Origin of the sequence: Streptomyces sp. BA2 (assembly GCF_009769735.1) — a bacterium.
Classification (GTDB): domain Bacteria; phylum Actinomycetota; class Actinomycetes; order Streptomycetales; family Streptomycetaceae; genus Streptomyces.
The window spans coordinates 6245525-6267247 of the sequence record NZ_WSRO01000002.1; the positions used below are offsets into that span (position 1 = coordinate 6245525).

Genomic DNA, 21723 nt, shown 5'->3' on the forward strand with positions numbered 1-21723 from the left:
CGGCTCACCTCAGGGGGTCGGGGTCTCCAGGGCGTACCCGACGCCGTGCACCGTACGGATCCGCTCGGCGCCGATCTTCCGGCGCAGTGCCTTGATGTGGCTGTCGACGGTCCGGGTGCCCGACGCGTCCGCCCAGTCCCACACCTCGGCGAGCAGCTGCTCGCGCGAGAGCACCGCACGCGGCGTGTTGGCCAGGCAGACGAGCAGGTCGAACTCCGTCGGCGTCAGATGTACGTCCTCGCTGCGGACCCTGACCCGCCGCTGGGCGTGGTCGATCTCCAGCTCGCCGAGCCGAAGGATGCCGCTGCGCGGGGTGGTCGCGGCAAGGGCGGCCCGCTCGACCCTGCGCAGCAGGACGTGCACGCGGGCCGCGAGCTCCCGCATCGAGAACGGCTTGGTCATGTAGTCGTCGGCGCCGACGCCGAGCCCGACCAGCATGTCCGTCTCGTCGTCACGCGCCGTCAGCATGAGGACCGGAACCGGCCGCTGGGCCTGCACCCGACGGCACACTTCAAGCCCGTCGAAGCCCGGCAGCATGATGTCCAGGATCAGCAGATCGGGCTGCCAAGCCTGCGCGGTGTCGACCGCGGACGGGCCGTCGCCCGCCGTTTGCACTACGAAACCCTCGGCGCGTAGCCGGGCGGCGATGGCGTCGACGATCGTCGGGTCGTCCTCGACCACCAGAACCCGGCGCTGGGCGCCTGGCATCGCCGCCGTCGCACCGTTGTGGGAGGTGTGTGTCTGCTCCATCGCCCGCCCCTGACACTGATCGCTTGTGTTCGGTCAGCAGGGTACGGGTCGCGAAGGCACCTCGGCTACGCAGCCCTTACGCCGAGATGAACCACGTCGGGTACGCCTCGGGCAACGGGGATCTCTTCCGTCCGTACCGACTGGAACCCGGCATTCCGTAGAGCGAAGTCGAAAGCGGACGAGGGTTGGGCGGACCACACGGCGAGCACTCCGCCGGGGTTGAGGCGAGCCTGACAGGCCGCCAGACCGGCGGGAGAATAGAGGGAGTTGTTGTCCTCCGTCACCGTCCAGTCCGGGCCGTTGTCGATGTCCAGACAGAGCGCGTCGTACGTTTTCGGGGTGCTGTCAGGGGCGTCGGCGCCGGAAAGGTGCGCCACGAGGTCTGTGTGCAGGATCTCCGTGCGCGGATCGGCGAGCGCGGCACCGGAGAGCCCGGCCAGCGGGGCATCCGCGCCTGCGAGGTGCCAGTCGATGATGGCCTGCTCGCGCTCCACGACCGTGATGCGGCCCCAGCGCGGGTCGGCCGCCGCGTGGGCGAGGGAGAAGCCGACGCCCAGGCCGCCGATGAGCAGCGCGGGCTCCCTGGGGTCGTCAAGGGCGTCGTACGCCGCGTCGACGAGCAGCCGCTCCGAGCGGCCGTCCGAAGTGTCCATGAGGAAACAGCCGTTGGCGATGATCTGCAGAAGCGCACCATGGCGCCGCAGTACGACTTCGCCGTACGGCCCCTCGCGCCGGTCGATGACGACGGGGGTGGTGATGTCGGTGTGCATGGCGGCCAGCGTATGACCGGCGGCGGTGCGGCCAGGGGTGGACGGGAACCGGGGCCTTCAGGTTGCTGTGATCCGTGTCTCACGTGGCGCGGGTCATAGACAGTGCCGGAAAGATCGGCAAAGGGTGGACATGACGGAAGGAGCGTCTCACCTTGAACCTGAGCGTGTCGGCTGCCCCCACGGCGCCCGAGGAGACAGCCCCGCCCGGCCTGGACGCCATTCCCCGGCAACGGGAACGCCCTGCCGAAGTGACCGCTCCCGAAGTGACCGCCCCCGAGGGAGCCGCACCGCCCCGTCGGCGCCCGCACCTCTGGCGCCTCCTCCCGACCCCCACGGGCACGCCCTTCACGTTCGGCTATGCCGTGGTCCTCGCCGTGACGTCACTCCTGACCACGTACGCGGACCCGTCCCTCATCTCGGCCCTGCACCGGCACTCCAGCACGGACGTCGCGCACCTGACGCAGGAGCCGTTCCTCGTCCTGGTGGCCAGCGCGCTGTGGATCGCGGGCGGCATCGCTTCGCCGTACGCGATCGGCTTCCTGCTCGTCCTCACGGCTCTGGAGCGCCGCATCGGGGCGCTGCGCACGGCCGGCGTCTTCCTGCTCGGGCATGTCGTCGCCACCCTCGCGACCGAGGTCCCGGTCGGCCTCTCGGTCCTCGCGGGCCACCTGCCGGACAGCTCCCTGCACCGTCTCGACTACGGCATCAGCTTCGGTGTCGCGGCGAGCGTCGGGGCGCTGGCGGGCCTCTTCAGGCCGTGGCTGCGGTGGCTGGTGCTCGCCGGGTTCGGGGGAATGCTGATCGACGACCTGATCGCGTTCACGGACCCGATGACGAACTGGGGTCATCTGCTCGCGCTTTCGATCGGCGTCGCCACGTGGCCGCTGGTGCGACGGTGGCGACGGGCCGCCTGATCACCTCGTATCGAACTGATCGCTCACAGCGAACATCCTTCGGGGAACATTCAAGGACTCACGTGCATTGAGTCCACATAGCTCAACTTGAATGCCGAAGGGGAGATCATGTCTGCTGAGTCTGCTCAGTCAAACGCGTCCACGCCGCTGACCCTGCCCGTGCTGCCGCTCGACGACGAGGTCGTCCTGCCCGGCATGGTGGTTCCGTTCGACTTGTCCGACACCGAGGTACGCGCCGCGGTGGAGGCCGCCCAAGCGGCCGCACGCTCCAGTGGAAGCAGCAAGCCGCAGGTCCTTCTTGTTCCGCGCATCGACGGGACGTACGCGGCGACAGGCGTCCTCGGCACCGTCGAGCAGGTCGGCCGCCTCTCCGACGGCGACCCCGGCGCGCTCATCCGCGGCCGTGGCCGCGTGCGGATCGGCGCCGGGACGACCGGGCCCGGTGCCGCGCTCTGGGTGGAGGGCGTCAAGGTCGAAGAGACCGTGCCCGACCCCCTGCCGGGGGTGGTCGCCGAGCTGGTCAAGGAGTACAAGGCACTCGCCACCAGCTGGCTGAAGAAGCGCGGTGCCTGGCAGGTCGTGGACCGCGTCACGCAGATCGACGACGTCTCCGCCCTCGCCGACAACTCCGGATACTCCCCCTTCCTCTCCACCCAGCAGAAGATCGAGCTCCTGGAGACCGACGACCCGGCCGCCCGCCTGAAGCTCGCCACCGAGCAGCTGCGCGAGCACCTCGCCGAGCAGGACGTCGCCGAGTCCATCGCCAAGGACGTCCAGGAAGGCGTCGACAAGCAGCAGCGCGAGTTCCTCCTTCGCCGCCAGCTCGACGCCGTGCGCAAGGAGCTGCGCGAGATCAACGGCGACAGCAAGGACGCAGCTGAGGAGTCCGACGACTACCGCACCCGCGTCGAGGCCGCCGACCTCCCCGAGAACGTACGGGAGGCCGCCCTCAAGGAGGTCGACAAGCTGGAGCGGTCCAGCGACCAGTCGCCCGAGGGCTCCTGGATCAGGACCTGGCTCGACACCGTCCTCGAACTCCCGTGGAACGAACGCACCGAGGACGAGTACGACATCAAGGGCGCCCAGAACGTCCTTGACGCCGAGCACGCGGGCCTTGAGGACGTGAAGGAGCGCATCACCGAGTACCTCGCGGTGCGCAAGCGGCGCGCCGACCGCGGCCTCGGGGTCGTCGGTGGCCGTCGTGGCGGCGCGGTGCTCGCCCTGGTGGGGCCTCCGGGTGTCGGCAAGACGAGCCTCGGCGAGTCCGTCGCGCACGCCATGGGCCGCAAGTTCGTGCGGGTCGCGCTCGGCGGCGTACGCGACGAGGCGGAGATCCGCGGACACCGTCGTACGTACGTCGGGGCGCTGCCCGGACGCATCGTGCGGGCCATCAAGGAGGCCGGGTCCATGAACCCGGTCGTGCTCCTCGACGAGATCGACAAGGTGGGCTCCGACTTCCGCGGCGACCCGGCAGCCGCCCTCCTCGAAGTCCTCGACCCGGCGCAGAACCACACCTTCCGTGACCACTACCTGGAGGTCGAGCTCGACCTGAGCGATGTCGTCTTCCTGGCGACGGCGAACGTCCTCGAATCCATCCCCGAGGCGCTGCTCGACCGCATGGAGCTGGTCAGGCTCGACGGGTACACCGAGGACGAGAAGGTCGTCATCGCCCGCGACCACCTGCTCCCGCGCCAGCTGGAGCGGGCCGGTCTGGAGACGGACGAGGTCACCCTGGACGAGAGCGCGCTGCGCAAGCTCGCGGGGGAGTACACCCGGGAAGCGGGCGTACGGAACCTGGAGCGGTCCGTCGCGCGGCTGCTCCGCAAGGTCGCGGCCCAGCACGAACTGGGGGAGCGGGAGCTGCCGTTCACGGTGACGGACGAGGATCTGCGCGGGCTCATCGGGCGCCCGCACCACGTGCCCGAGTCCGCCCAGGACCCGGCCGAGCGGCGCACGGCTGTGCCGGGTGTGGCGACCGGGCTCGCGGTCACCGGCGCGGGCGGTGACGTCCTCTTCGTCGAGGCGTCGCTCGCCGATCCGGAGACCGGCGCCGCGGGACTGAACCTGACCGGTCAGCTCGGCGACGTGATGAAGGAGTCCGCGCAGATCGCGCTCTCCTTCCTGCGCTCGCGCGGCGCCGAACTGGAGCTGCCCGTCGCCGACCTGAAGGAACGCGGCGTGCACATCCACTTCCCGGCGGGCGCGGTCCCCAAGGACGGGCCGAGCGCGGGCGTCACCATGACGACCGCCCTCGCGTCGCTGCTCAGCGGCCGTCTCGTCCGTACGGATGTGGCCATGACCGGTGAGGTGTCGCTGACCGGGCGGGTGCTGCCGATCGGCGGCGTCAAGCAGAAGCTGCTCGCCGCGCACCGCGCCGGGATCACCACGGTGATCATCCCGAAGCGGAACGAGGCCGATCTGGACGACGTGCCCGCGGAGATCCTCCAGAAGCTGGACGTGCACCCGGTGACCGATGTCCGTCAGGTGCTCGAACTGGCCCTGACCGAGGCCGAGGTGAGGATTCCGGCCGCCGCGTGACGGGGGCGGCCGGTGAGTGAGGGCCCGGAGCCCCCGAAAGGGGGTTCCGGGCCCTCGCGCCACTACGTGCGTGCTCAGCCGTTGGCGAGCGCCACGACCCTGTCCAGGGCGCCGTTGAACTTGTTGTGGTCCCCGACCGTCGGGCCCGTCGACGTGTACTGCCACATCGTGTGGAAGCCCCAACCGGCGGGCAGCTCACCCGGAGAGGTGTTGTAACGCGCGATCCACAGCGGGTTGTTGACCGCGAAGCCGCCGTAGTTGCCGGTGCACTGCTTCCACCAGCTGGTGGCCGTGTAGATCACCGCGTGCCGCCCGGTGCGCGCCTTGTACTGGTTAAGGAAGTCACGGATCCAGGTGACCATCGCGGACTGTGACTTGCCGAAGCAGGCCGCCCCGTACGGATTCCACTCGATGTCGAGCGCGCCCGGCAGCGTCTTGCCGTCGCGCGACCAGCCGCCGCCGTTGTCCACGAAGTAGTTGGCCTGGGCGGCGCCGCTGGAGGTGTCGGGCGTCGCGAAGTGGTAGGCGCCGCGGATCATGCCCACGTTGTACGAACCGTTGTACTGCTGGGCGAAGTACGGGTTCTTGTAGTACGTGCCCTCGGTCGCCTTGACGTAGGACCACTTCACGCCGCTGTTCCAGAGCGTCGACCAGGCGACGTTGCCCTGATGGCTGCTGACGTCGACGCCTTCGGTCTGTACGGCGTCGCCACCGGGCGGCAGACTGCCCTGCCCGTCGTGCTTGATGACGCCCTGGCCCATGCGGGCTGAGCCGCGGGCCGGGGTGTCATCGCCGCCGGCGGCCTGTGCGGCGCCCGGCAGTGTGAGGAGGAGGGAGAGGGCGGAGAGGACTGAGAGCAGGATTCCGGCCGCTGACCAGCGAGAGCGGCGGGGCGTTCCGGGTCTGTGCACGGGCATGTGCGTGCCTCCGTAGGCCTCGGTTGAGCTCGATGGAGCTCGTGGGGGGACCTGTCGACAGTTCGTGGTGTGAACATGTCACGAGGGACGCTACGCACGTAGACCCGTGGCTGGGAAGAGGGTCCGGTCTCTGCCGTTGGTCTACTCCTGCGGCGGTGTCCCCGGCATGGCCCGTCGGGGCGTTGCGAAATACTGGTCGAGCTGCGGCGATGGGCCGACGCGGGTGTCTGCCGCCGTGCGGGGCGGAAAACTTCCCTGATCCGGAAAGAAAGCGTGCCATGGGTGCTGAAGTGCACGAGGGCGAGAACGACGGTGGAGTCGACGTGAACAGGGGCGGTGGAGTCGACGTGAGCAAGGGGGTCGACCGTGAGTTCCTCTCCCTGGAGCGGGAGTTGACGCTGCTCCTGCGCCGGGCGCGTGCCTCTTCCGGAGAGATGGCGCGTCAGGTCCACCCCGAGCTGGAGCCCGCCGCGTACGGACTCCTGGTCTGCCTCGACGACTCGGGCCCGCAGCGGGCCACGGATCTCGCCGCGTACATCGGCGTCGGCAAGGCGACGATGAGCCGCCAGCTGCGCGCCCTGGAGGAACTGGGGCTCGTCGCCCGCGAGCCCGACCCCGCCGACGGGCGGGCCTGGCTGGTCCACCTCACGAAGGAGGGCGGGACACGGTTCCGCACGGTGCGGGCGGGGCGGCGGGAGCGGTACGTGCGGAAGCTGGCCGGGTGGGACCGTACGGAGGTGGCGGAGCTTGCCCGCCTGCTGCGGCAGCTGAACGAGTCGCCGGAGTCCTGAGGGGGCCGGCCGCCCGCTCGGGCCGTGGTGCGGCAGGTCTCCGTCCGCGGCCGCGTCGTGGCTGGTCGCGCAGTTCCCCGCGCCCCTTCGGGGCGCACCCCCGGCTATGTCAGAACTCCGCGTACACCACCGCCGCGTCGTCATGCCGCTTGCCCCGCGGGAACTCCGCGCCCTCCGGGTCCGCGCGCTCCAGCTCCCGTACCCGGTCCACCAGGCGCTGCGGACCGTCCTTCCGCAGCAGCGCGAAGCACTCCGCCCAGTCGCCCTGCCGGAACGTCTCGACCCAGCGGCCGACCCCGTCCGTCAGGGCCGCCACCGCCGTCACCTCGGCGCGCGGCCAGCTGCCTGTGACCGCCCGAGCCGCCGCCGACGGGTCCGCGGCCGCGGTGAAGAAGCCGTCCTCCGCGTTCCGCAGGGCCTCGACGGCGGCGCCGTACGCGCGGCCGGCCTCCTCGCGCTCGGCGGAGCCGCGCGGCAGCGCGCGGACCGCGTCACGCATCGCGCGGATCCTCGGCGGCAGTTCCGTGAGGCGCTCGTCGAGCACCGGAGTGACCAGGCCGTCGGGGCCCGCCATCAGGAGCGCGGAGTCGGACAGGACGAGGTGCTCGACCTGGTCCTCGTCCCAACGCACCAGAATCACGGTGGCCTGAGGGGTGCGCGGGTGAGAAAGGTCACAGGTTTGACAATGAGCCTCCGCGGTGCGCACGATCGCCGCCGCGAGGATCTCAGAGAGCGTCATATCCCGTCGTGAAACGGACAGTTCCCCCAGTGCGCCCCCGAGGCGCGCCGTGAACCAAGGGACGGAATGCAGACAGCCGTCATCTCCGACAGGTGGAGTCACCCCATCCAGAAGGATGAGCGATCCGCCTTGTCCGGCCGCAGGAAGAATCACCGAGGCATAGTCCTCGTTGGGGCGTGCGGGGTCTCCGGGCTCGGTGGCGAGTTCGATACGCATTCGGCCAGTCTGCACGAGGCCTTCACAAGGTCATCCGGAGGCCGCAGAAAGGCGAGGATTGGCCCGGACCAGCAGGTCAGACGCCGGATTTCAGTCGGAATGATCGCTTCCAGCGGCGTGTGGCGGCGCATCCTGCCAAAGCCTGCGGTCGACGTCCAACCGGCGCACCGTGGCCGAGACTTTCGGTCCGGGGCGGGACTTGCTCGCCAACTCCCCGCCGATGTTCACTCCTTCGGGTGGCCAGGCATGTGATGCACGACTGCCACCCACCGGCACTGGAAGGGTCTGGAGCCGTACCGGGGGGCGCGTGTGTTGACGGATCGTCACCCGGGCCCATGGGCAGACGAAAAACAAGAATGCGAGCACCGGTGCAGAAGATGCGGCCTGGGCGCAAGGGCAAGCAGACGGCTTCCGAAGGGGCCACGCCGGGCGCGAACACCCCTCCAGAGCGCTCGCCCGAGCCCACAGCGGGAGAGAACCCCGAGCCCACAGCGGGAGAGCACACCGTCCCCGCCGTGACGGCTCCTGGCGGCTCGAAGCCCGCTGGCGGTCCCTCGAAGCCCGTGAAGTCCGTCAACTCCAAGCCCACCGCGCGCGTACGCAATCGGCTGATCGTCGCCGTCGCCGTCGTGGCCGCAGCGATCGCCGGGGCCGGAGCGCCCGCCATCGTCGCCGCCTCCGGGCAACTGAGCGACGCGCAGCAACTGGTGACCCTCGCCGAGCGCACCCAGGACGCCGTGTCCCTCGGCCACTCGCTTGCCGACGAGCGCGACGAGGTCACCTCGTTCATCGCGGCGGGCCGCCCGCAGGGCAAGGGGCTCTCCGAGAGCCGCAGCGCCCGCGTGGACCGCCAGATCGAGGAGCTGCGCACCGCCGACGCCCCGGCCGGTCTGCGGGGCGACCTCGCCGACATCGCGGCCGTACGCAGAGCGGCGCTCACCGGCAAGAGCACTGCTCTTCAAGCCCACACGGCGTACTCGAACGTCATCACCGAACTGCACGGCCTGACCCGCGAACTCGCCGAGAAGACCCCGCCACGCGCGGGCTCCGGCGCCTACGCCCTCGCCGACCTGGACCACGCCGTCGAGCAGGCGGCCAGCGCCCGCGGCCTGCTCCTCGCCACCCTCGCCGTTCCGCGCTCCACGGAGACGAGCACCACCGTCGACCCCGTCACCGGCCTTCCCACCACGGTGGTCGACGAGTCTCCCGCGCAGACCAAGAGCCGCGACGCCCTCAGCGCCGCGGGCCAGCAGGCCCACACCCGCGCGGAGGCGGCCCTCGCCGACTTCCGGGACGCGGCCACGGACGGCGCCCGCACCACGTACGACTCGGCGGTCACGGGCCACGAGGTGACGACGGCCGAGAAGTACCTCACCCGCCTCACCGACCAGCCCACGCTCTCCACCGCCGAGCGCGGCTACGACCGCAAGAAGCTCGACACCGCGCTCTCCGCCCGCATCGAGACGATGCGCGGCGCCGAGTCCGCGCTCACGGTGCAGCGCACCAAGGACCTCGCCGCGCTGCGCGACGACGACGTGACGGCGCTCGAGATCCGCGTCGCGCTCATCGGCGTCACGCTGCTCGTCGCGGTCGGCGTCTCCATGGCGATGGCCCGCAGCCTGACCCGCCCGCTGGCCGTCCTGCGCATCGGCTCGGCCCGCCTCGCCACCGAGCCCGCGCCCCAGGAGCCGATCCGCTTCACCGGCCGCGACGACGAATTCGCCCAGGTCGTACGGTCCGTCAACGCGCTGCACGAGCACGCGGCCGGCCTCACCGAGCGCCTCACCACGCTCGAAGCCGACCGCAAGCACCTCATCGGCCAGCGCCAGTCCATGGCCGACGAGCGCGAGACGCTGCGCGCCGAACTGGCCGAGGCCTCCGCCCACTTGGAGCGGGTGCGGCAGTCCATCCACGGCACGTTCGTCAACCTCGCCCTGCGCACCCTCGGCCTGGTCGAGCGGCAGCTCGCCGTCATCGAGAACCTCGAGGACCGCGAGCAGGACCCCGACCGCCTCGCCACGCTCTTCAAGCTCGACCACTTCGCCACGGTCATGCGCCGCCACAGCGAGAACCTCCTGGTCCTCGCGGGCGCCGAGCACGGCCACCAGCACCCGGGCCCTGTCCCGCTCGTCGACGTCGTACGCGCCGCCGTCTCCGAGATCGAGCGGTACGAGCGGGTGCGCATCGCCACGCTGCCGCCGCACGCGCACGTCGCGGGCTTCGCCGCGGACGACATCAGCCACCTGGTCGCCGAGCTCCTGGAGAACGCGACCTCGTTCTCGCCGCCGGACGCCTCCGTGGAGGTCTCCGGCTGGCTCCTGGAGAGCGGCGAGGTCATGCTCTCCGTGCAGGACGAGGGCATAGGGGTAACCGAAGACCGCATGGAGGAGCTCAACTCCCGCCTCGCGGACTTCCGTCCGGACGACGCGTACGACCAGGAGAGCGGGGACGGGCTCGGGCTCGGCCTCTATGTCGTGGCCCGTCTCGCCGCGCGGCACGGGGCCCGGGTCCGGCTGCGCGAGCAGAAGCAGGGCGGCGTCGCGGCGGTCGTGGTCCTGCCGAAGTCGATCCTCGCCGCGGCGCCCGCGGTGACGGCCCCGCCGGTCGGCGAGCCTGTGCAGGGCGGGGCCCCCGCCCTGCACCTTCCGGGCTCGGAAGCCGAGGCCAACTCCAATGTGCTGCCGGGGCGCTCGGCGCTGACCGCTGCCCCGGGGGGCGATGAGGATCCGCTGATCGCGGCTGCGGAGCACGCGGTGCGGGAAGCGGAGGCCGAGTCCGAACCCGCCCCCGAGACCGACCCCGACACCGACCCCGAAGCATCGCCTGAGACGACCCTGGAGCTGACCCCTCCGGAAGCCCCCGAGGACCCGGCAGCCGGGGCACAGCAGGACGACCCCGGCCCCAAGTGGGAGCGCGTCACCGACAAGGGGCTACCCAAGCGCACGCCCAAGATCACCGCGCCCGAGCCCACGGTGCCCAAGGCACGCAGCGGCTCCGTGGACGCCGAAGCGCTGCGCAAGCGACTCGGGGGCTTCCACCAGGGAGCCATCAGCGGCCGTCGCGACGTAGAGGCCGAGCTGACCGGACGTAACGAAGGCAGCGACGAGACCGCAGAGAACAAAGAGACCGAAAACATGGGGGACACAGTCGAGGAGGCAAGCAGTTGACTGCGCCCATGCGCTCGCCCAGTTCTTCCACCGGCAGTAAATCCACCGGCAGCTCCACCGCCGGGGCCGGCTCCGCCGGGTTCGGACTGAGCAGCGAAGCACGCAACCTGCACTGGCTGCTGACGAATCTCGTCGAGGAGGTGCCAGGTCTGCTGTCGGTCGCGGTGGTCTCCTCCGACGGTCTGCTCCTGCTCTCCTCCGACCCCGCGCGCAACAACGAGCAGGCTGTCGACAACAGTTCGGGCCCCAAGGGCTCGAGCGCGGACCTCGCCACCATCGTGTCCGGCCTGGGTTCCCTCTGCATCGGCGCCGCCAAGCTGATGGACGCGGGACCGGTCAAGCAGACCGTCGTCGCGATGGAGGAGGGCAGCCTCTTCGTCATGTCGATCAGCGACGGCTCGCTGCTCGGCGTGCACGCCACCCCGGACTGCGACATGAGCGTCGTCGCGTACCACATGGCGCTCTTCGTCGGCCGCGCCGGGCATGTCCTCACCCCCGAACTCCGCAGCGAGCTGCGCCAGTCGATGGAGAGCGTCCGATGAGCAGTAAGCCCGGCAAGCTGCCCCAGCGGGGCGGAGAACGCAAGCCCGCCCGAGTACGTCCGTACTCGCTCACCGGCGGGCGCACCCGCTTCGGCCACGTCCTGCTCGTAGAGACGTTCGTCGCTGCCCTCGAAGCCGCCGAGGAGCGTCTCGAACTGCCGCAGGGCAACGCCACCGCCCGCGTCATGCCGGAGATGCGGGCCATCGTCGAGATCTGCCGCCGTATGCGTACGGTCGCGGAGATCGCCGCGCTTTTGAAGATGCCGCTCGGCGTGGTCCGCGTACTGCTCAGCGACCTCGCAGACCAGGGAAAGATCCGCGTGTACGGAACGGGCCACGGTCCGGGACAGCCGGACCGCGCACTGCTCGAAAGGGTGCTGAGTGGACTCCGCCGTCTCTGAACTCCGCCACCCGGGCCCCGACCCGGACGAGAACCTCCAAGCCTGGCAGACGGACCGCACCCGGGCCCCGATCGCGACGAAGATCGTGGTGGCGGGCGGCTTCGGCGTCGGCAAGACGACCCTGGTCACCGCGGTCTCCGAGATCACGCCCCTCCAGACGGAGGCGCTGATGACGCAGGCGAGCGAGGACACGGACGACCTCACGTCGACCCCGGACAAGACCACGACCACGGTCGCCATGGACTTCGGCCGGATCACGCTCGACGACGACCTCGTGCTCTACCTCTTCGGTACGCCGGGGCAGCAGCGCTTCTGGTTCATGTGGGACGACCTGGTGCGCGGCGCGATCGGCGCGGTGGTCCTCGCCGACACCCGCCGCCTGCCCGACTGCTTCCCCGCGCTCGACTACTTCGAGAGCTGCGGTCTGCCGTACATCGTGGCCGTCAACCACTTCGACGGGACCGAAAAGTTCGAGCCCGCGGACGTCCGCGAGGCGCTGACCATCCCGCAGCACATACCAGTGCTGATCATGGACGCGAGGCAGCGGATATCGGTGATCGAGTCGCTGCTCTCGCTGGTCGGCCACGCACTTGAAGCAACCCCCGAATAGTTTTTGCTTTAGCACGTAGGAGAAGTGCCGCATGCGGAAGATACTCGTCGTCGGAGCCGGCCAGGCCGGTCTCCAGATCGCCCTCGGACTCCAGTCGCAGGGGTACGAGGTCACCCTGATGTCCAACCGCACGGCGGACGAGGTCCGGTCCGGCCGTGTGATGTCCACGCAGTGCATGTTCCACACGGCGCTGCAGCACGAGCGCGACCTCCAGCTGAACTTCTGGGAGTCCCAGGCCCCGAAGATCGAGGGCCTCGGCGTCTCGGTCGCCGGCCCCGACTCTTCCCGCGTGATCGACTGGGTCGGCAAGCTGGATGGGATCGCCCAGTCCGTCGACCAGCGCGTGAAGATGGCGGGCTGGATGGAGACGTTCGCGCAGCGCGGCGGCCAGCTGGTCATCCACGGCGCCGCGGTCGGCGACCTCGACTACTTCTCCCGCACCTACGACCTGGTGCTCGTCTCCGCGGGCAAGGGCGAGCTGGTCTCGATGTTCGAGCGTGACGCCTCGCGCTCCCCCTACGACACCCCCCAGCGCGCGCTGGCCGTCGCGTACGTCCACGGGATGGGGCCGCGCCCCGAGCACCCCGAGTTCGACGCGGTGCGGTGCAACCTCGTGCCGGGCGTCGGCGAGCTCTTCGTCATGCCGACCCTCACCACGTCCGGGCGTGCGGACATCCTGTTCTGGGAGGGCGTGCCGGGCGGCCCGCTGGACGTCTTCCAGGGCGTCAAGGACCCCTCTGAGCACCTCGCGCTGACCCTCGAACTCCTTGAGAAGTTCACGCCGTGGGAGTACGCGCGGGCGACGAAGGTCGAACTCACGGACGCGGGCGGCACGTTGAGCGGCCGGTACGCGCCGACGGTCCGCAAGCCGATCGGCCGGCTGCCCGGCGGAGGGCTCGTCCTCGGCGTCGCGGACGTGGTCGTCGCCAACGACCCGATCACCGGGCAGGGCTCCAACTCGGCGTCGAAGTGCGCGGCTTCGTACCTCGACTCGATCATCACGCACGGCGACAAGCCGTTCGACGAGGAGTGGATGCAGTCCACGTTCGACCGGTACTGGGAGACGGCCCAGCACGTCACCAAGTGGACGAACGCGATGCTGTCGCCGCCGCCGGAGCACGTCCTGAACCTGATCGGCGCGGCAGGCCAACTCCAGCCGGCCGCCGACCGCTTCGCCAACGGCTTCAACGACCCGTCGGACTTCGAGAACTTCTTCTATGAGCCGGAGAAGACGGGCGCGTACCTGAGCTCGCTCTCCGGGGCCTGACGGCCGTCCGTCAGGTTTGCCCCTATGCCGGGGGCGCGACCGATCGGCTGTAACCCGTGTCCGCCCCCTTCATCGCCCCGCGCGGCAGCTTCGGCGGGGTGTAGTCCTCCATGGGGCGGGCCTTGGGGTCGGGTCGTACCGCCCCCCGCACGGGGTTGGCGGCGATGGGGGAGACCTTGACCTTGGCCCCGGGGCGCGGGGCCTGGATCACCATGCCGTCACCCAGGTACATCGCCACATGCGTGGCCTTGGGGAAGTAGACGATCAAGTCACCCGGGCGCAGCTTCCGCAGGGAGACCCGCCGCAGCTGCGCCCACTGCTCCTGCGACGTGCGGGGGATCTCCTTCCCCGCCTCGGCCCACGCCTGCGAGGTGAGCCCCGAGCAGTCGAAGGCCTTGGGGCCTTCCGCGCCCCACTTGTACGGCTTCCCGATCTGCCGCACGGCGTAGGAGAGCGCCTTGTCCCCTCGCCTGGACGGTGGCCGGGTCGGCGCGGCGGAGCCCGGAGATCCGCTCAGGGAGCCCGACTTCAGGAACTTCCGCTGGGACTCGGCCATCCCCTCCTCCTCCGCCCGCGCAAGGTCCTCCAGCTGCTCCGTGCTCAGCGAGGCGAGCAGCTCCTCGACCTCCTTCAGCCGGCCCTTGACCGTGTCCCGCGCCTCCTTCTGGCGTGCGGCGAGGGCCAGTTGGGTCTCCAGGGCGACCTCCGCCCGGGTCGCGAGCTCGGACGCTCTCTTCTCGCCGCCGACGAGCCGCTCCACCGTCGCGGCCCGCTCCGCCGACGCCCGCCCGATCACATGCCCCTGGTCCAGGGCCTGCTGCGGGTTGCGGGCGAGGAGCAGGCGTACGTAGGGGGAGACGTTCGTCCTGCCCTGGTACTGCTGGCGCGCGAAGCGGCCCGCCGCGCCACGGCTGTCGCGCACCGAGGTCCGGGCGCGGGCCAGCTTGCCGTTCAGGCGCCTGACCTCGGCGCGCTGGTCCTTCAGCTTCTCCGCGGTCGCGTTGTACGTCTCCGTCGACTCCTCGGCCTTCCGGTACAGCTCCTGAAGGTCCGTCAGGAGCTCGGAGACCGGGCGCTCCCCGGTGCCGTCGGGCCCCGGGACGGCGTACGCAGGGGAGGTGGGCGCCAGCAACGCGCCGACCACCACACTCGTACCGACCCACTGCAGCAACCTGCCTGACATGCCATCACCTCCGGCGCGCGGCGGCGGCTCCGCCCCGCACCGCGAGCATCAGCCGCCCCGGCGCGGCCCGCCTCCGGAAGGTGCGCGGGTTGGCGCAATGCGGTCACTCGTCCAGGGCCCCACGGCGCGCCGCCCTTGCGGAGGCGGCCCTCAGCCCGCCCCGCCCGGCTTCGACCAGGGCCACTTCAGGCCGGACCCGGCCTTGTCGCCCTCGGGGTCGTACTCGTACGTCCAGCCCTGGTGAAGCCCGAGCCGCTTCCCCGCCCTGGCCACCCGGCGGTACACGAGCACGGTCGGCGGGCCGCCCGCCTCGTCCGGCACCGGGACCCGGTACACCTTCGGGGGGTGGCCGGTCGGGCCGAGCAGGATGGGCAGTACGCGGCCGTCCAGGGGGCCACCCACGAAGGGGGTCTCTACGCTCTTCACCCGGCCAGTGTCACAGCAGGCGCCCGCCGCGCGTCACAGCAGGTGCGCCGCGTCGCTCACCACGGGAAGGACACGCCGGGCGAGCGAGCCCGCGGGGCCGTCGGACGTCTCCATGGCAAGGGCGACCCGTACCGCCTCCGCGGTCTGCGGGTCGCGGCCCGCCGAGGCCACGAGGACCGCCATGAACTGCTCGACCAGCCAGTCCCGCAGCTCGTCAAGCGGCGGCTGCTTCTCCTCGTCCAGCCAGATCAGGGACGCCGCCTCGACGGAGGTGATCCACATCCGCACCGTCATCCGGAGCCGCGGGCCCGTCGCGCCCACGACCTCGAGGTGGGCCAGGATGTGCTCGGCGGCCGTCCTGCGCACCTCGTCCACGATGGCGGTCGTCCGCGAGGTCTCCACGACGCTGCCGCCCTGGAGCAGCGCGCTGAACCCCGCGTCGTGCTGGTCGACGAAGGCGAGATAGCGGTCGAGCGCGTTCGCGAGGCGCCGGGTGAGCGGGCCCTGAGGCGGCTCGGCGAAGCACTGCTCCAGCTCGTCGGCCGCGGATCGCAGCGCGGCCTCGTACAACTGCTGCTTGCCGCCCGGGAAGTAGCGGTAGACGAGCGGCCGCGACACTCCGGCCGCCTCCGCGACGTCGTCGAGGGAGACCTCGTCGGGTGCGCGCACCGCGAAGAGGGACAGGGCGGCCTCCTTGAGCTGCCGCTGCCGCTCTTCGACACTGAGGCGCCGGTAAGCGCGGGTGGGAGCAGGCGAGGTCATGCCCCGCAGCGTAACCGCCCTTTCGAACAAGCGCCCCGGAACCCTGCGTACCCTCTTCGCTACGCCAGGAGTCCCGAGCTCTTCCACAGCCGCCGCCCCGCGCCCCGCAGCACCCCGATGTCGTCCAGGAAATCGGTGAGGCGCTTGGCCCCGGTCTGCATGATCTCGCGGCGGTGGGCGCTCGCCTTGACCTGGGCCATGGCCTCGCGCTTGTCCAGGCCGACGTTCGTGTAGACCTCGGGGTTGATGAAGGCGATGGAGAAGACGCGGGCGAACTCACCCGAGGTGAGGCGGGTGAACTCCTGGGACCAGCGCGGTGCCGTCACCATCTGACGGCGCAGCTCCTCACGGGCGTACCGCACATGGCGCGCCTCCTCCACGACGTGGATCCGCGTGACGCCGCGCACGAGGGTCTGGACGCGCTCGTCCGGGAACGTCAGGCGCTGCATCCAGTCGAGGATCTCCTCGCCGAGCAGCGTCGCCGTGAACGAACCGGGCGTCGTCGAGATGGTCTTGAAGAGGCGGCCGAGGTTCCGGTGCACGGTGCTGACCGGGTAGTACGGGGTGTCCCCGCGCGAGATGAGGCGCGCGAACATCTTCGAGTGCCGGCACTCGTCCTCGATCTCCGTCAGGGCATACCGCACGTGCGCGCTCGTGGCCGGCTTGTCGTAGATGTGCCGTACGAGCAGCTGCATCAGGATCAGCTCGAACCAGATGCCGAGCGACGCGAGCGCGGCGGCCTCGTGCTGGGAGAGCGCGATGCGCTGCTCCTCGCTCATCCGCCGCCACATCGGCGTGCCGTACAGGGAGACCAGCTCCGGGGGCCAGAACCACTTGCCCTCCTCGAAGGGCGCCTCCCAGTCCAGCTCCTTGTCGGGGTCGAAGGAGTGCTTGGCGGAGGAGTCGAGCAGCCTCTCGGCCACCTGCTCCCGGTCCTTGAGCAGTCCGAGCGCGTCCCGCAGCCCTTCGATCGCCGCGTCCTCCGTGATGGTCGTCATGACTCTGCCCCTGCCTCGTCGTCACAGTTACCGGCGGTCACGACTTATGAGACTGCTTGTCAGCAAGGGCGTCAATCCCTTGCGCACGACTTGTTGACCCGACGTCTACGAACGTGTGAGCCTTCCAACTACCAACTAGTACAAGGCAGTCGAAGACAGTCGAAAGCAGCACGGGGGGACTACGGAGAGACCGAGGCCACTTTCCTAAGGAGCCGTCAGTGTCCACGCATGAGCTGTACACACACGCCCCGGACGAGACCACCTGGCAGATACCGGCGAACGGCGCGGCCCGCTTCAGCTGGGAGTACGACGAGGGCCGCGCCCGGCTGCTCTCTCTCTACCAGAAGGGCAAGGACAAGCAGTGGGACGGCGCCAAGCGCATCGCCTGGGATCTGGAGGTCGACCCGTACGACCCCCTGGGCACCCCCGACGAGTCCCTCTCGCTCTACGGCACCCGCCACTGGGACAAGATGACCGAGCGGGACAAGGGCGAGCTGCGCAAGCACTACGCCTCCTGGCAGTTCAGCCAGTTCCTGCACGGTGAGCAGGGCGCGATGGTGTGCGCGGCGCGCATCGTGGAGTCCGTCCCCGACCTGGACGCGAAGTTCTACTCCGCGACCCAGACCATGGACGAGGCGCGGCACGCGGAGGTCTACGGCCGCTTCCTGCACGACAAGATCGGCATGCTCTACCCGATCAACGACAACCTCCAGTCACTCCTCGGCGACACCCTGCGCGACTCCCGCTGGGACATGCCCTACCTGGGCATGCAGGTCCTGATCGAGGGTCTCGCCCTGGCCGCCTTCGGCATGATCCGCGACACGACGGACAAGCCCCTTCCGAAGCAGATCCTCGCGTACGTCATGCAGGACGAGGCCCGGCACGTGGCCTTCGGCCGCATGGCCCTGCGGGACTACTACAAGCAGCTCTCGGACGCGGAACTGCGCGAGCGCGAGGAATTCGTCATCGAGGGCTGCTACTTGATGCGGGACCGCCTGCGCGGCGTCGAGGTCCTGGAGAACTTCGGCATCCCCAAGGCGGAGGCCGAGGAGTGCAGCGAGGACTCCGAATTCCTCGCCCTCTTCCGGCAGTTGCTCTTCAGCCGCATCGTCCCGTGCGTCAAGGACATCGGCCTGTGGGGCAAGCGGCTCCAGGAGGCGTACGTCGACATGGGCGTCTTCGAGATGGGCAACGCCAACCTCGACCAGCTGATGGCCCAGGACGAGGAGATCGCCGAGAAACTGGACGCGGAGCGGTTCGCGGCGGAGGAGGGGCAGCGGGTGGCGGAGGTCGAGGAGATGATCACCTCCGGTGAGGCCGCGGGCTGAGTCAACGCGGCGTGCGGCGGCCACTCGATGGGCGGGCGGCCCGGGGTTCCCGCTGGGTACGCTGGCCGTACGACCTCACCACTCTCAACCGCCGCTGAGCACCGCCTCCATCACCGCCTTCGCCACCGGCGCCGCACTCCCGCCCCCGCTGATGTCCCCCCGGTCCGCCGCCGCGTCCTCCACGACCACCGCCACCGCCACCGACGGCTGTGCCTCGCCGGATTTCTGGGCCCAGGAGATGAACCACGCGTACGGCGTCCCGGAGTTGTCGATGCCGTGCTGGGCCGTGCCCGTCTTGCCGCCGACCGTCGCGCCGGGGATCGCCGCGTTGCCGCCCGTGCCCTCCTTGACCACGTCGGTCATCATGTCCCGCAGCTGCATCGCCGTGGCCGGGTTCATCGCCTGGTGGAGGGACTTGGTGCCGGTGTTCCGCACCACGTCGCCGTCGTCCGTCGTGGTCTCGTCCACCAGGTTCGGGGACTGGACCTGGCCGCCGTTCGCCACGGCCGCCGAGACCATCGCCATCTGCAGAGGCGTCGCCCTCGTGTCGTACTGGCCGATGGCGGAGAGGGCCAGCTGCGCCTTGTCCATCGACGTGTCGAAGTTGCTCGCCGCCACCGACGACGGGATCTTCAGGCCGCTGTCGTTGAAGCCGAAGTTCCGTGCCGTGTCCAGCATGTCGTCCAGGCCGGTGTCCGCGCCCAGCTTGGCGAAGACCGTGTTGCAGGACCACTCGAAGGCGTAGCGGAGGGTCGCGTTCTTGCAGCCCTCGACCTCGTTCGTCAGCTGCGTGCTCGTGCCGGGCAGCGTGTACGGGACGGGGGACTTGGTGGCGGCGTCCAGGTCCGTGACCGTGCCCGCGTCCAGCGCGGCCGCCGCCGTCACCACCTTGAACGTCGAACCGGGCGGGTACGTCTGGCGGATCGCCCGGTTCAGCATCGGCTTGTCCGTGCTGCCGTTCAGCGACGCCCATGACCTCGCCACCGACTCACTCGTGCCGGAGAGCCGCTCCGGGTCGTACGAAGGCGTGCTGACCAGGGCGAGGATCTTCCCGGTCGACGGCTCGATCGCGGCGACCGCGCCCTTCTTGCCGCCGAGCCCGGCGTACGCGGCCTGCTGCGCCGCCGCCTTGATGGTGGTCCGCACCATGCCGCCGGGGTTCTGCGCGCGGCTGATGTCGTTCCACAGGGGGAGCGGGGCGAGCATCGGGTCGGTCCCGGAGAGGATGTCGTCCTCGGCGTTCTCCAGGAGGCTCGTGCCGTAGACCTGCGAGGCGTACCCGGTCACCGGGGCGTACAACGGGCCGTTCCTGTACGTCCGTTCATAGCGGAGCTGCTCCCCGGTGTCCTTGGAACCGGTGACCGTGTGGCCCTCGACCAAGATGTCGCCGCGCGGCTGGCCGAAGCGGACGATGGCCTGGCGGCGGTTGGCGGAGTTCTTGTCGAAGTGCTCGGCCTGGACGACCTGGACGCGGGTCGCGTTCACGAGCAGGGCGATGAGCAGCAGCGCGCAGAAGGCGGCGGCGTGCCGGATGTACCGCGTCACGCGGCCTCCTTCAACGGGCCCACCGGCTGACCTCGTGCCGAGTCGCTGAGCCGGATGAGCAGCGCCACGATGATCCAGTTGGTGACGACCGACGAGCCGCCCTGCGCCAGGAACGGCATCGCCATGCCCGTCAGCGGAATGAGCCCGGTCACCCCGCCCGCGATCACGAACACCTGGAGCGCGACGATCGAGGCGAGCCCGACCGCGAGGAGCCGCCCGAATGCGTCCCGCAGCGCGAGCCCCGCACGGTAGCCGCGCTCCACCAGGAGTGCGTAGAGCAGGAAGATCGCGGCGAGGCCCGCGAGGCCGAGCTCCTCGCCCGCCGTCGCCAGGATGAAGTCGGACTTGGCGGCGAAGCCGATGAGGATGGAGTGCCCGAGCCCAAGACCGGTCCCGAGCATCCCGCCGGCCGCGAACGCGAAGAGGGACTGGGCCAGTTGGTTCGGTCCCTCGCCCGCGTCGATGGAGGCGAAGGGGTGCAGCCAGTCCTCGACCCGGCTGTGCACGTGGGGTTCGAGCGAGCCGACCGTGTACGCCCCGACGCCGGCGAGCACCAGGCCGACCGCGATCCAGCCGGTGCGCCCGGTGGCGACGTACAGCAGGATCACGAAGAGGCCGAAGAAGAGCAGCGAGGTGCCGAGGTCCCGTTCGAGGACCAGGACCCCGACGCTCAGCAGCCAGATCGCGACGATCGGGCCGAGCACACGGCCGGTCGGCAGCTGGAGCTTCGTCAGCTTCCAGACCGTACGGCCGGTGTAGGCCAGCGCGTTGCGGTTGGCGGACAGGTAGCTGGCGAAGAAGATCGCGAGCAGGATCTTGGCGAACTCGCCGGGCTGGATGGAGAATCCGCCGATCCTGATCCAGATCCGGGCGCCGTTCACGGCCGGGAAGAAGATCGGCACGATCATCAGGACCAGCGCGGCGACGACGCAGATGTACGCGTACCGCTGGAGCACCCTGTGGTCGCGCAGGAACAGCACGACGCCGATGAAGAGCGTCACGCCGACGGTGGACCAGACGAGTTGCGTGGGCGCGGCCTCGTCGCCGGGGGTCTCCAGGTCGAGCCGGTAGATCAGGACGAGGCCGAGGCCGTTGAGGAGCACGGCGATCGGCAGGAGCAGCGGATCGGCGTAGGGCGCCCGGAAGCGGACCGCGAGATGGGCCAGGAGCGCGAGCACGCCGAGCCCGGCGCCGTAACCGGCGGCGCCGGGCGGGACGGTGCCGTTCTTGGCGAGGCCGACGTCGCAGTAGCCGTAGACCGAGAGCAGGACGGCCACGACGATCAGGGCGACTTCGGTGCCACGGCGCCGGGGCACGCGAACAGCGGGTACGGAGGGGGGCGCCGCTGCTGTTCGGGTCATGCCCGGAACGTAGCAAGCGATAGGCCCCAATGTCCGTTTATGTCACCGTGTACTGGTGGTGCGTCAGCACCAGCGCGGGGCGGGCCCGATGTTGGCGATGTAGTGCGCGGCGCCCCATGCCCAGGTGCCGTTGGTGAGCAGGTACCACCGGTTGTTGCCGGACACGTGGTCGCCGGTCGTCTTGCAGTAGATGGAGACGACCTTTCCGTACGGAACGCTGCGGATCACCTTGGCGCCCCGGTGGGGGGAGGTGCGCAGCAGCAGTCCGTGCTTGGCGGTGACGCGGCCCTTGTAGACGCGGGGGTGGCCGTTGGCGTCGGTGTCGCCGGCGGCGAAGGCCGGGCCGGTGAGGGTGAGGGCGGCGAGCGCGCCGCCGGCGGCCAGTATGCCGAGCCGGGTGGTGGCGGAGGTGGGCCGAAGGGACATGGGGACTCCTCTGGGGACGAGGCGGATGTGATGCGGCCTCAGGCCCTTGGGACGGGGGCCATAGGCCGCAAT

At 70.3% G+C, this 21723-nt stretch carries 20 protein-coding genes; 9 read left to right on the plus strand and 11 right to left on the minus strand.

Annotation, left to right across the window (positions count from 1 at the left end; all coding sequences use genetic code 11):
* Nucleotides 1-9 precede the first annotated feature (9 nt).
* A complete protein-coding gene (locus tag E5671_RS31065; RefSeq protein WP_055555160.1) occupies nucleotides 10-750 on the minus strand; it encodes a response regulator transcription factor in 741 nt (246 codons plus the stop codon).
* A 65-nt stretch (nucleotides 751-815) separates the two neighbouring features.
* On the minus strand, nucleotides 816-1520 hold the full coding sequence (locus tag E5671_RS31070) for a spermidine synthase (protein ID WP_160507192.1): 705 nt from the start codon (nucleotides 1518-1520) through the stop codon (nucleotides 816-818).
* A 152-nt stretch (nucleotides 1521-1672) separates the two neighbouring features.
* Here E5671_RS31070 and E5671_RS31075 point away from each other — a divergent pair, with 152 nt between their 5' ends.
* Together E5671_RS31075 and lon are read left to right on the plus strand one after the other, a co-directional pair.
* Entirely contained in the window at nucleotides 1673-2434 is a 762-nt protein-coding gene (locus E5671_RS31075) for a rhomboid-like protein (RefSeq protein WP_237330272.1), read from the plus strand.
* Between the two features lie 108 nt (nucleotides 2435-2542).
* Entirely contained in the window at nucleotides 2543-4972 is a 2430-nt protein-coding gene (gene lon, locus E5671_RS31080) for an endopeptidase La (protein ID WP_160507193.1), read from the plus strand.
* Nucleotides 4973-5046: 74 nt separating this feature from the next.
* Here the strand turns inward: lon and E5671_RS31085 are convergent, their stop codons facing one another.
* Nucleotides 5047-5889 (minus strand): lysozyme, encoded by an 843-nt coding sequence (locus E5671_RS31085; protein WP_160507194.1) that lies wholly within the window; start codon nucleotides 5887-5889, stop codon nucleotides 5047-5049.
* A 278-nt stretch (nucleotides 5890-6167) separates the two neighbouring features.
* Between E5671_RS31085 and E5671_RS31090 the strand changes: the two genes are divergently transcribed.
* Nucleotides 6168-6680, plus strand: a complete 513-nt coding sequence (locus E5671_RS31090) for a MarR family winged helix-turn-helix transcriptional regulator (protein WP_160507195.1) — start codon at nucleotides 6168-6170, stop codon at nucleotides 6678-6680.
* A gap of 109 nt (nucleotides 6681-6789) precedes the next feature.
* On the opposite strand, the gene E5671_RS31095 is transcribed toward E5671_RS31090, so the two are convergent.
* Nucleotides 6790-7635: a protein phosphatase 2C domain-containing protein gene (locus tag E5671_RS31095; protein ID WP_202121326.1), complete on the minus strand. Its 846-nt coding sequence runs from the start codon at nucleotides 7633-7635 to the stop codon at nucleotides 6790-6792.
* Nucleotides 7636-8003: 368 nt separating this feature from the next.
* Here E5671_RS31095 and E5671_RS31100 point away from each other — a divergent pair, with 368 nt between their 5' ends.
* Genes E5671_RS31100 through E5671_RS31120 form a run of 5 tightly spaced genes read left to right on the plus strand, consistent with a single transcriptional unit; the run spans nucleotide 8004 to nucleotide 13622 of the window.
* Nucleotides 8004-10802 carry a nitrate- and nitrite sensing domain-containing protein gene (locus E5671_RS31100; RefSeq protein ID WP_443032718.1) on the plus strand — a complete coding sequence of 933 codons (2799 nt, stop codon included), beginning with the start codon at nucleotides 8004-8006 and terminating at the stop codon, nucleotides 10800-10802.
* An 8-nt stretch (nucleotides 10803-10810) separates the two neighbouring features.
* The gene (locus E5671_RS31105) at nucleotides 10811-11344 is read left to right on the plus strand and encodes a roadblock/LC7 domain-containing protein (protein ID WP_237330273.1); all 534 of its coding nucleotides are present in this window, start codon (nucleotides 10811-10813) and stop codon (nucleotides 11342-11344) included.
* Complete coding sequence (locus tag E5671_RS31110) at nucleotides 11341-11745, plus strand: DUF742 domain-containing protein (RefSeq protein ID WP_160507199.1); 405 nt, start codon at nucleotides 11341-11343, stop codon at nucleotides 11743-11745. Before E5671_RS31105 ends, E5671_RS31110 begins: the two co-directional genes overlap by 4 nt.
* Nucleotides 11726-12355 carry an ATP/GTP-binding protein gene (locus tag E5671_RS31115; protein ID WP_160507200.1) on the plus strand — a complete coding sequence of 210 codons (630 nt, stop codon included), beginning with the start codon at nucleotides 11726-11728 and terminating at the stop codon, nucleotides 12353-12355. Before E5671_RS31110 ends, E5671_RS31115 begins: the two co-directional genes overlap by 20 nt.
* Nucleotides 12356-12386: 31 nt before the next feature.
* Nucleotides 12387-13622 carry a styrene monooxygenase/indole monooxygenase family protein gene (locus E5671_RS31120; RefSeq protein WP_160507201.1) on the plus strand — a complete coding sequence of 412 codons (1236 nt, stop codon included), beginning with the start codon at nucleotides 12387-12389 and terminating at the stop codon, nucleotides 13620-13622.
* Between the two features lie 22 nt (nucleotides 13623-13644).
* On the opposite strand, the gene E5671_RS31125 is transcribed toward E5671_RS31120, so the two are convergent.
* From E5671_RS31125 to E5671_RS31140, 4 genes are all read right to left on the minus strand, one after another.
* On the minus strand, nucleotides 13645-14805 hold the full coding sequence (locus tag E5671_RS31125; protein WP_160507202.1) for a C40 family peptidase: 1161 nt from the start codon (nucleotides 14803-14805) through the stop codon (nucleotides 13645-13647).
* Nucleotides 14806-14955: 150 nt separating this feature from the next.
* On the minus strand, nucleotides 14956-15231 hold the full coding sequence (locus E5671_RS31130) for a hypothetical protein (RefSeq protein WP_160507203.1): 276 nt from the start codon (nucleotides 15229-15231) through the stop codon (nucleotides 14956-14958).
* A 33-nt stretch (nucleotides 15232-15264) separates the two neighbouring features.
* Nucleotides 15265-15993, minus strand: coding sequence for a TetR/AcrR family transcriptional regulator (locus E5671_RS31135; protein WP_160507204.1), 729 nt, complete (start codon nucleotides 15991-15993; stop codon nucleotides 15265-15267).
* 59 nt (nucleotides 15994-16052) lie between these two features.
* Nucleotides 16053-16991, minus strand: a complete 939-nt coding sequence (locus E5671_RS31140) for an AurF N-oxygenase family protein (protein WP_160507205.1) — start codon at nucleotides 16989-16991, stop codon at nucleotides 16053-16055.
* A 218-nt stretch (nucleotides 16992-17209) separates the two neighbouring features.
* Between E5671_RS31140 and E5671_RS31145 the strand changes: the two genes are divergently transcribed.
* On the plus strand, nucleotides 17210-18319 hold the full coding sequence (locus E5671_RS31145; protein WP_160507206.1) for a diiron oxygenase: 1110 nt from the start codon (nucleotides 17210-17212) through the stop codon (nucleotides 18317-18319).
* 84 nt (nucleotides 18320-18403) lie between these two features.
* Here the strand turns inward: E5671_RS31145 and E5671_RS31150 are convergent, their stop codons facing one another.
* The 3 genes from E5671_RS31150 to E5671_RS31160 form a co-directional block, all read right to left on the minus strand.
* Nucleotides 18404-19864: a penicillin-binding transpeptidase domain-containing protein gene (locus tag E5671_RS31150; RefSeq protein ID WP_160507207.1), complete on the minus strand. Its 1461-nt coding sequence runs from the start codon at nucleotides 19862-19864 to the stop codon at nucleotides 18404-18406.
* Entirely contained in the window at nucleotides 19861-21225 is a 1365-nt protein-coding gene (locus E5671_RS31155) for an FtsW/RodA/SpoVE family cell cycle protein (RefSeq protein WP_160507208.1), read from the minus strand. Before E5671_RS31155 ends, E5671_RS31150 begins: the two co-directional genes overlap by 4 nt.
* A 63-nt stretch (nucleotides 21226-21288) precedes the next feature.
* On the minus strand, nucleotides 21289-21651 hold the full coding sequence (locus E5671_RS31160; protein ID WP_160507209.1) for an SH3 domain-containing protein: 363 nt from the start codon (nucleotides 21649-21651) through the stop codon (nucleotides 21289-21291).
* Nucleotides 21652-21723: the final 72 nt, after the last annotated feature.

Bases quoted from the DNA above. Each gene is read 5' to 3' on its own strand.
- E5671_RS31065 (WP_055555160.1), bottom strand. From the start codon at position 750: ATGGAGCAGACACACACCTCCCACAACGGTGCGACGGCGGCGATGCCA.
- E5671_RS31070 (WP_160507192.1), bottom strand. From the start codon at position 1,520: ATGCACACCGACATCACCACCCCCGTCGTCATCGACCGGCGCGAGGGG.
- lon (WP_160507193.1), top strand. From the start codon at position 2,543: ATGTCTGCTGAGTCTGCTCAGTCAAACGCGTCCACGCCGCTGACCCTG.
- E5671_RS31085 (WP_160507194.1), bottom strand. From the start codon at position 5,889: ATGCCCGTGCACAGACCCGGAACGCCCCGCCGCTCTCGCTGGTCAGCG.
- E5671_RS31090 (WP_160507195.1), top strand. From the start codon at position 6,168: ATGGGTGCTGAAGTGCACGAGGGCGAGAACGACGGTGGAGTCGACGTG.
- E5671_RS31095 (WP_202121326.1), bottom strand. From the start codon at position 7,635: ATGCGTATCGAACTCGCCACCGAGCCCGGAGACCCCGCACGCCCCAAC.
- E5671_RS31105 (WP_237330273.1), top strand. From the start codon at position 10,811: ATGCGCTCGCCCAGTTCTTCCACCGGCAGTAAATCCACCGGCAGCTCC.
- E5671_RS31110 (WP_160507199.1), top strand. From the start codon at position 11,341: ATGAGCAGTAAGCCCGGCAAGCTGCCCCAGCGGGGCGGAGAACGCAAG.
- E5671_RS31120 (WP_160507201.1), top strand. From the start codon at position 12,387: ATGCGGAAGATACTCGTCGTCGGAGCCGGCCAGGCCGGTCTCCAGATC.
- E5671_RS31125 (WP_160507202.1), bottom strand. From the start codon at position 14,805: ATGTCAGGCAGGTTGCTGCAGTGGGTCGGTACGAGTGTGGTGGTCGGC.
- E5671_RS31135 (WP_160507204.1), bottom strand. From the start codon at position 15,993: ATGACCTCGCCTGCTCCCACCCGCGCTTACCGGCGCCTCAGTGTCGAA.
- E5671_RS31140 (WP_160507205.1), bottom strand. From the start codon at position 16,991: ATGACGACCATCACGGAGGACGCGGCGATCGAAGGGCTGCGGGACGCG.
- E5671_RS31155 (WP_160507208.1), bottom strand. From the start codon at position 21,225: ATGACCCGAACAGCAGCGGCGCCCCCCTCCGTACCCGCTGTTCGCGTG.
- E5671_RS31160 (WP_160507209.1), bottom strand. From the start codon at position 21,651: ATGTCCCTTCGGCCCACCTCCGCCACCACCCGGCTCGGCATACTGGCC.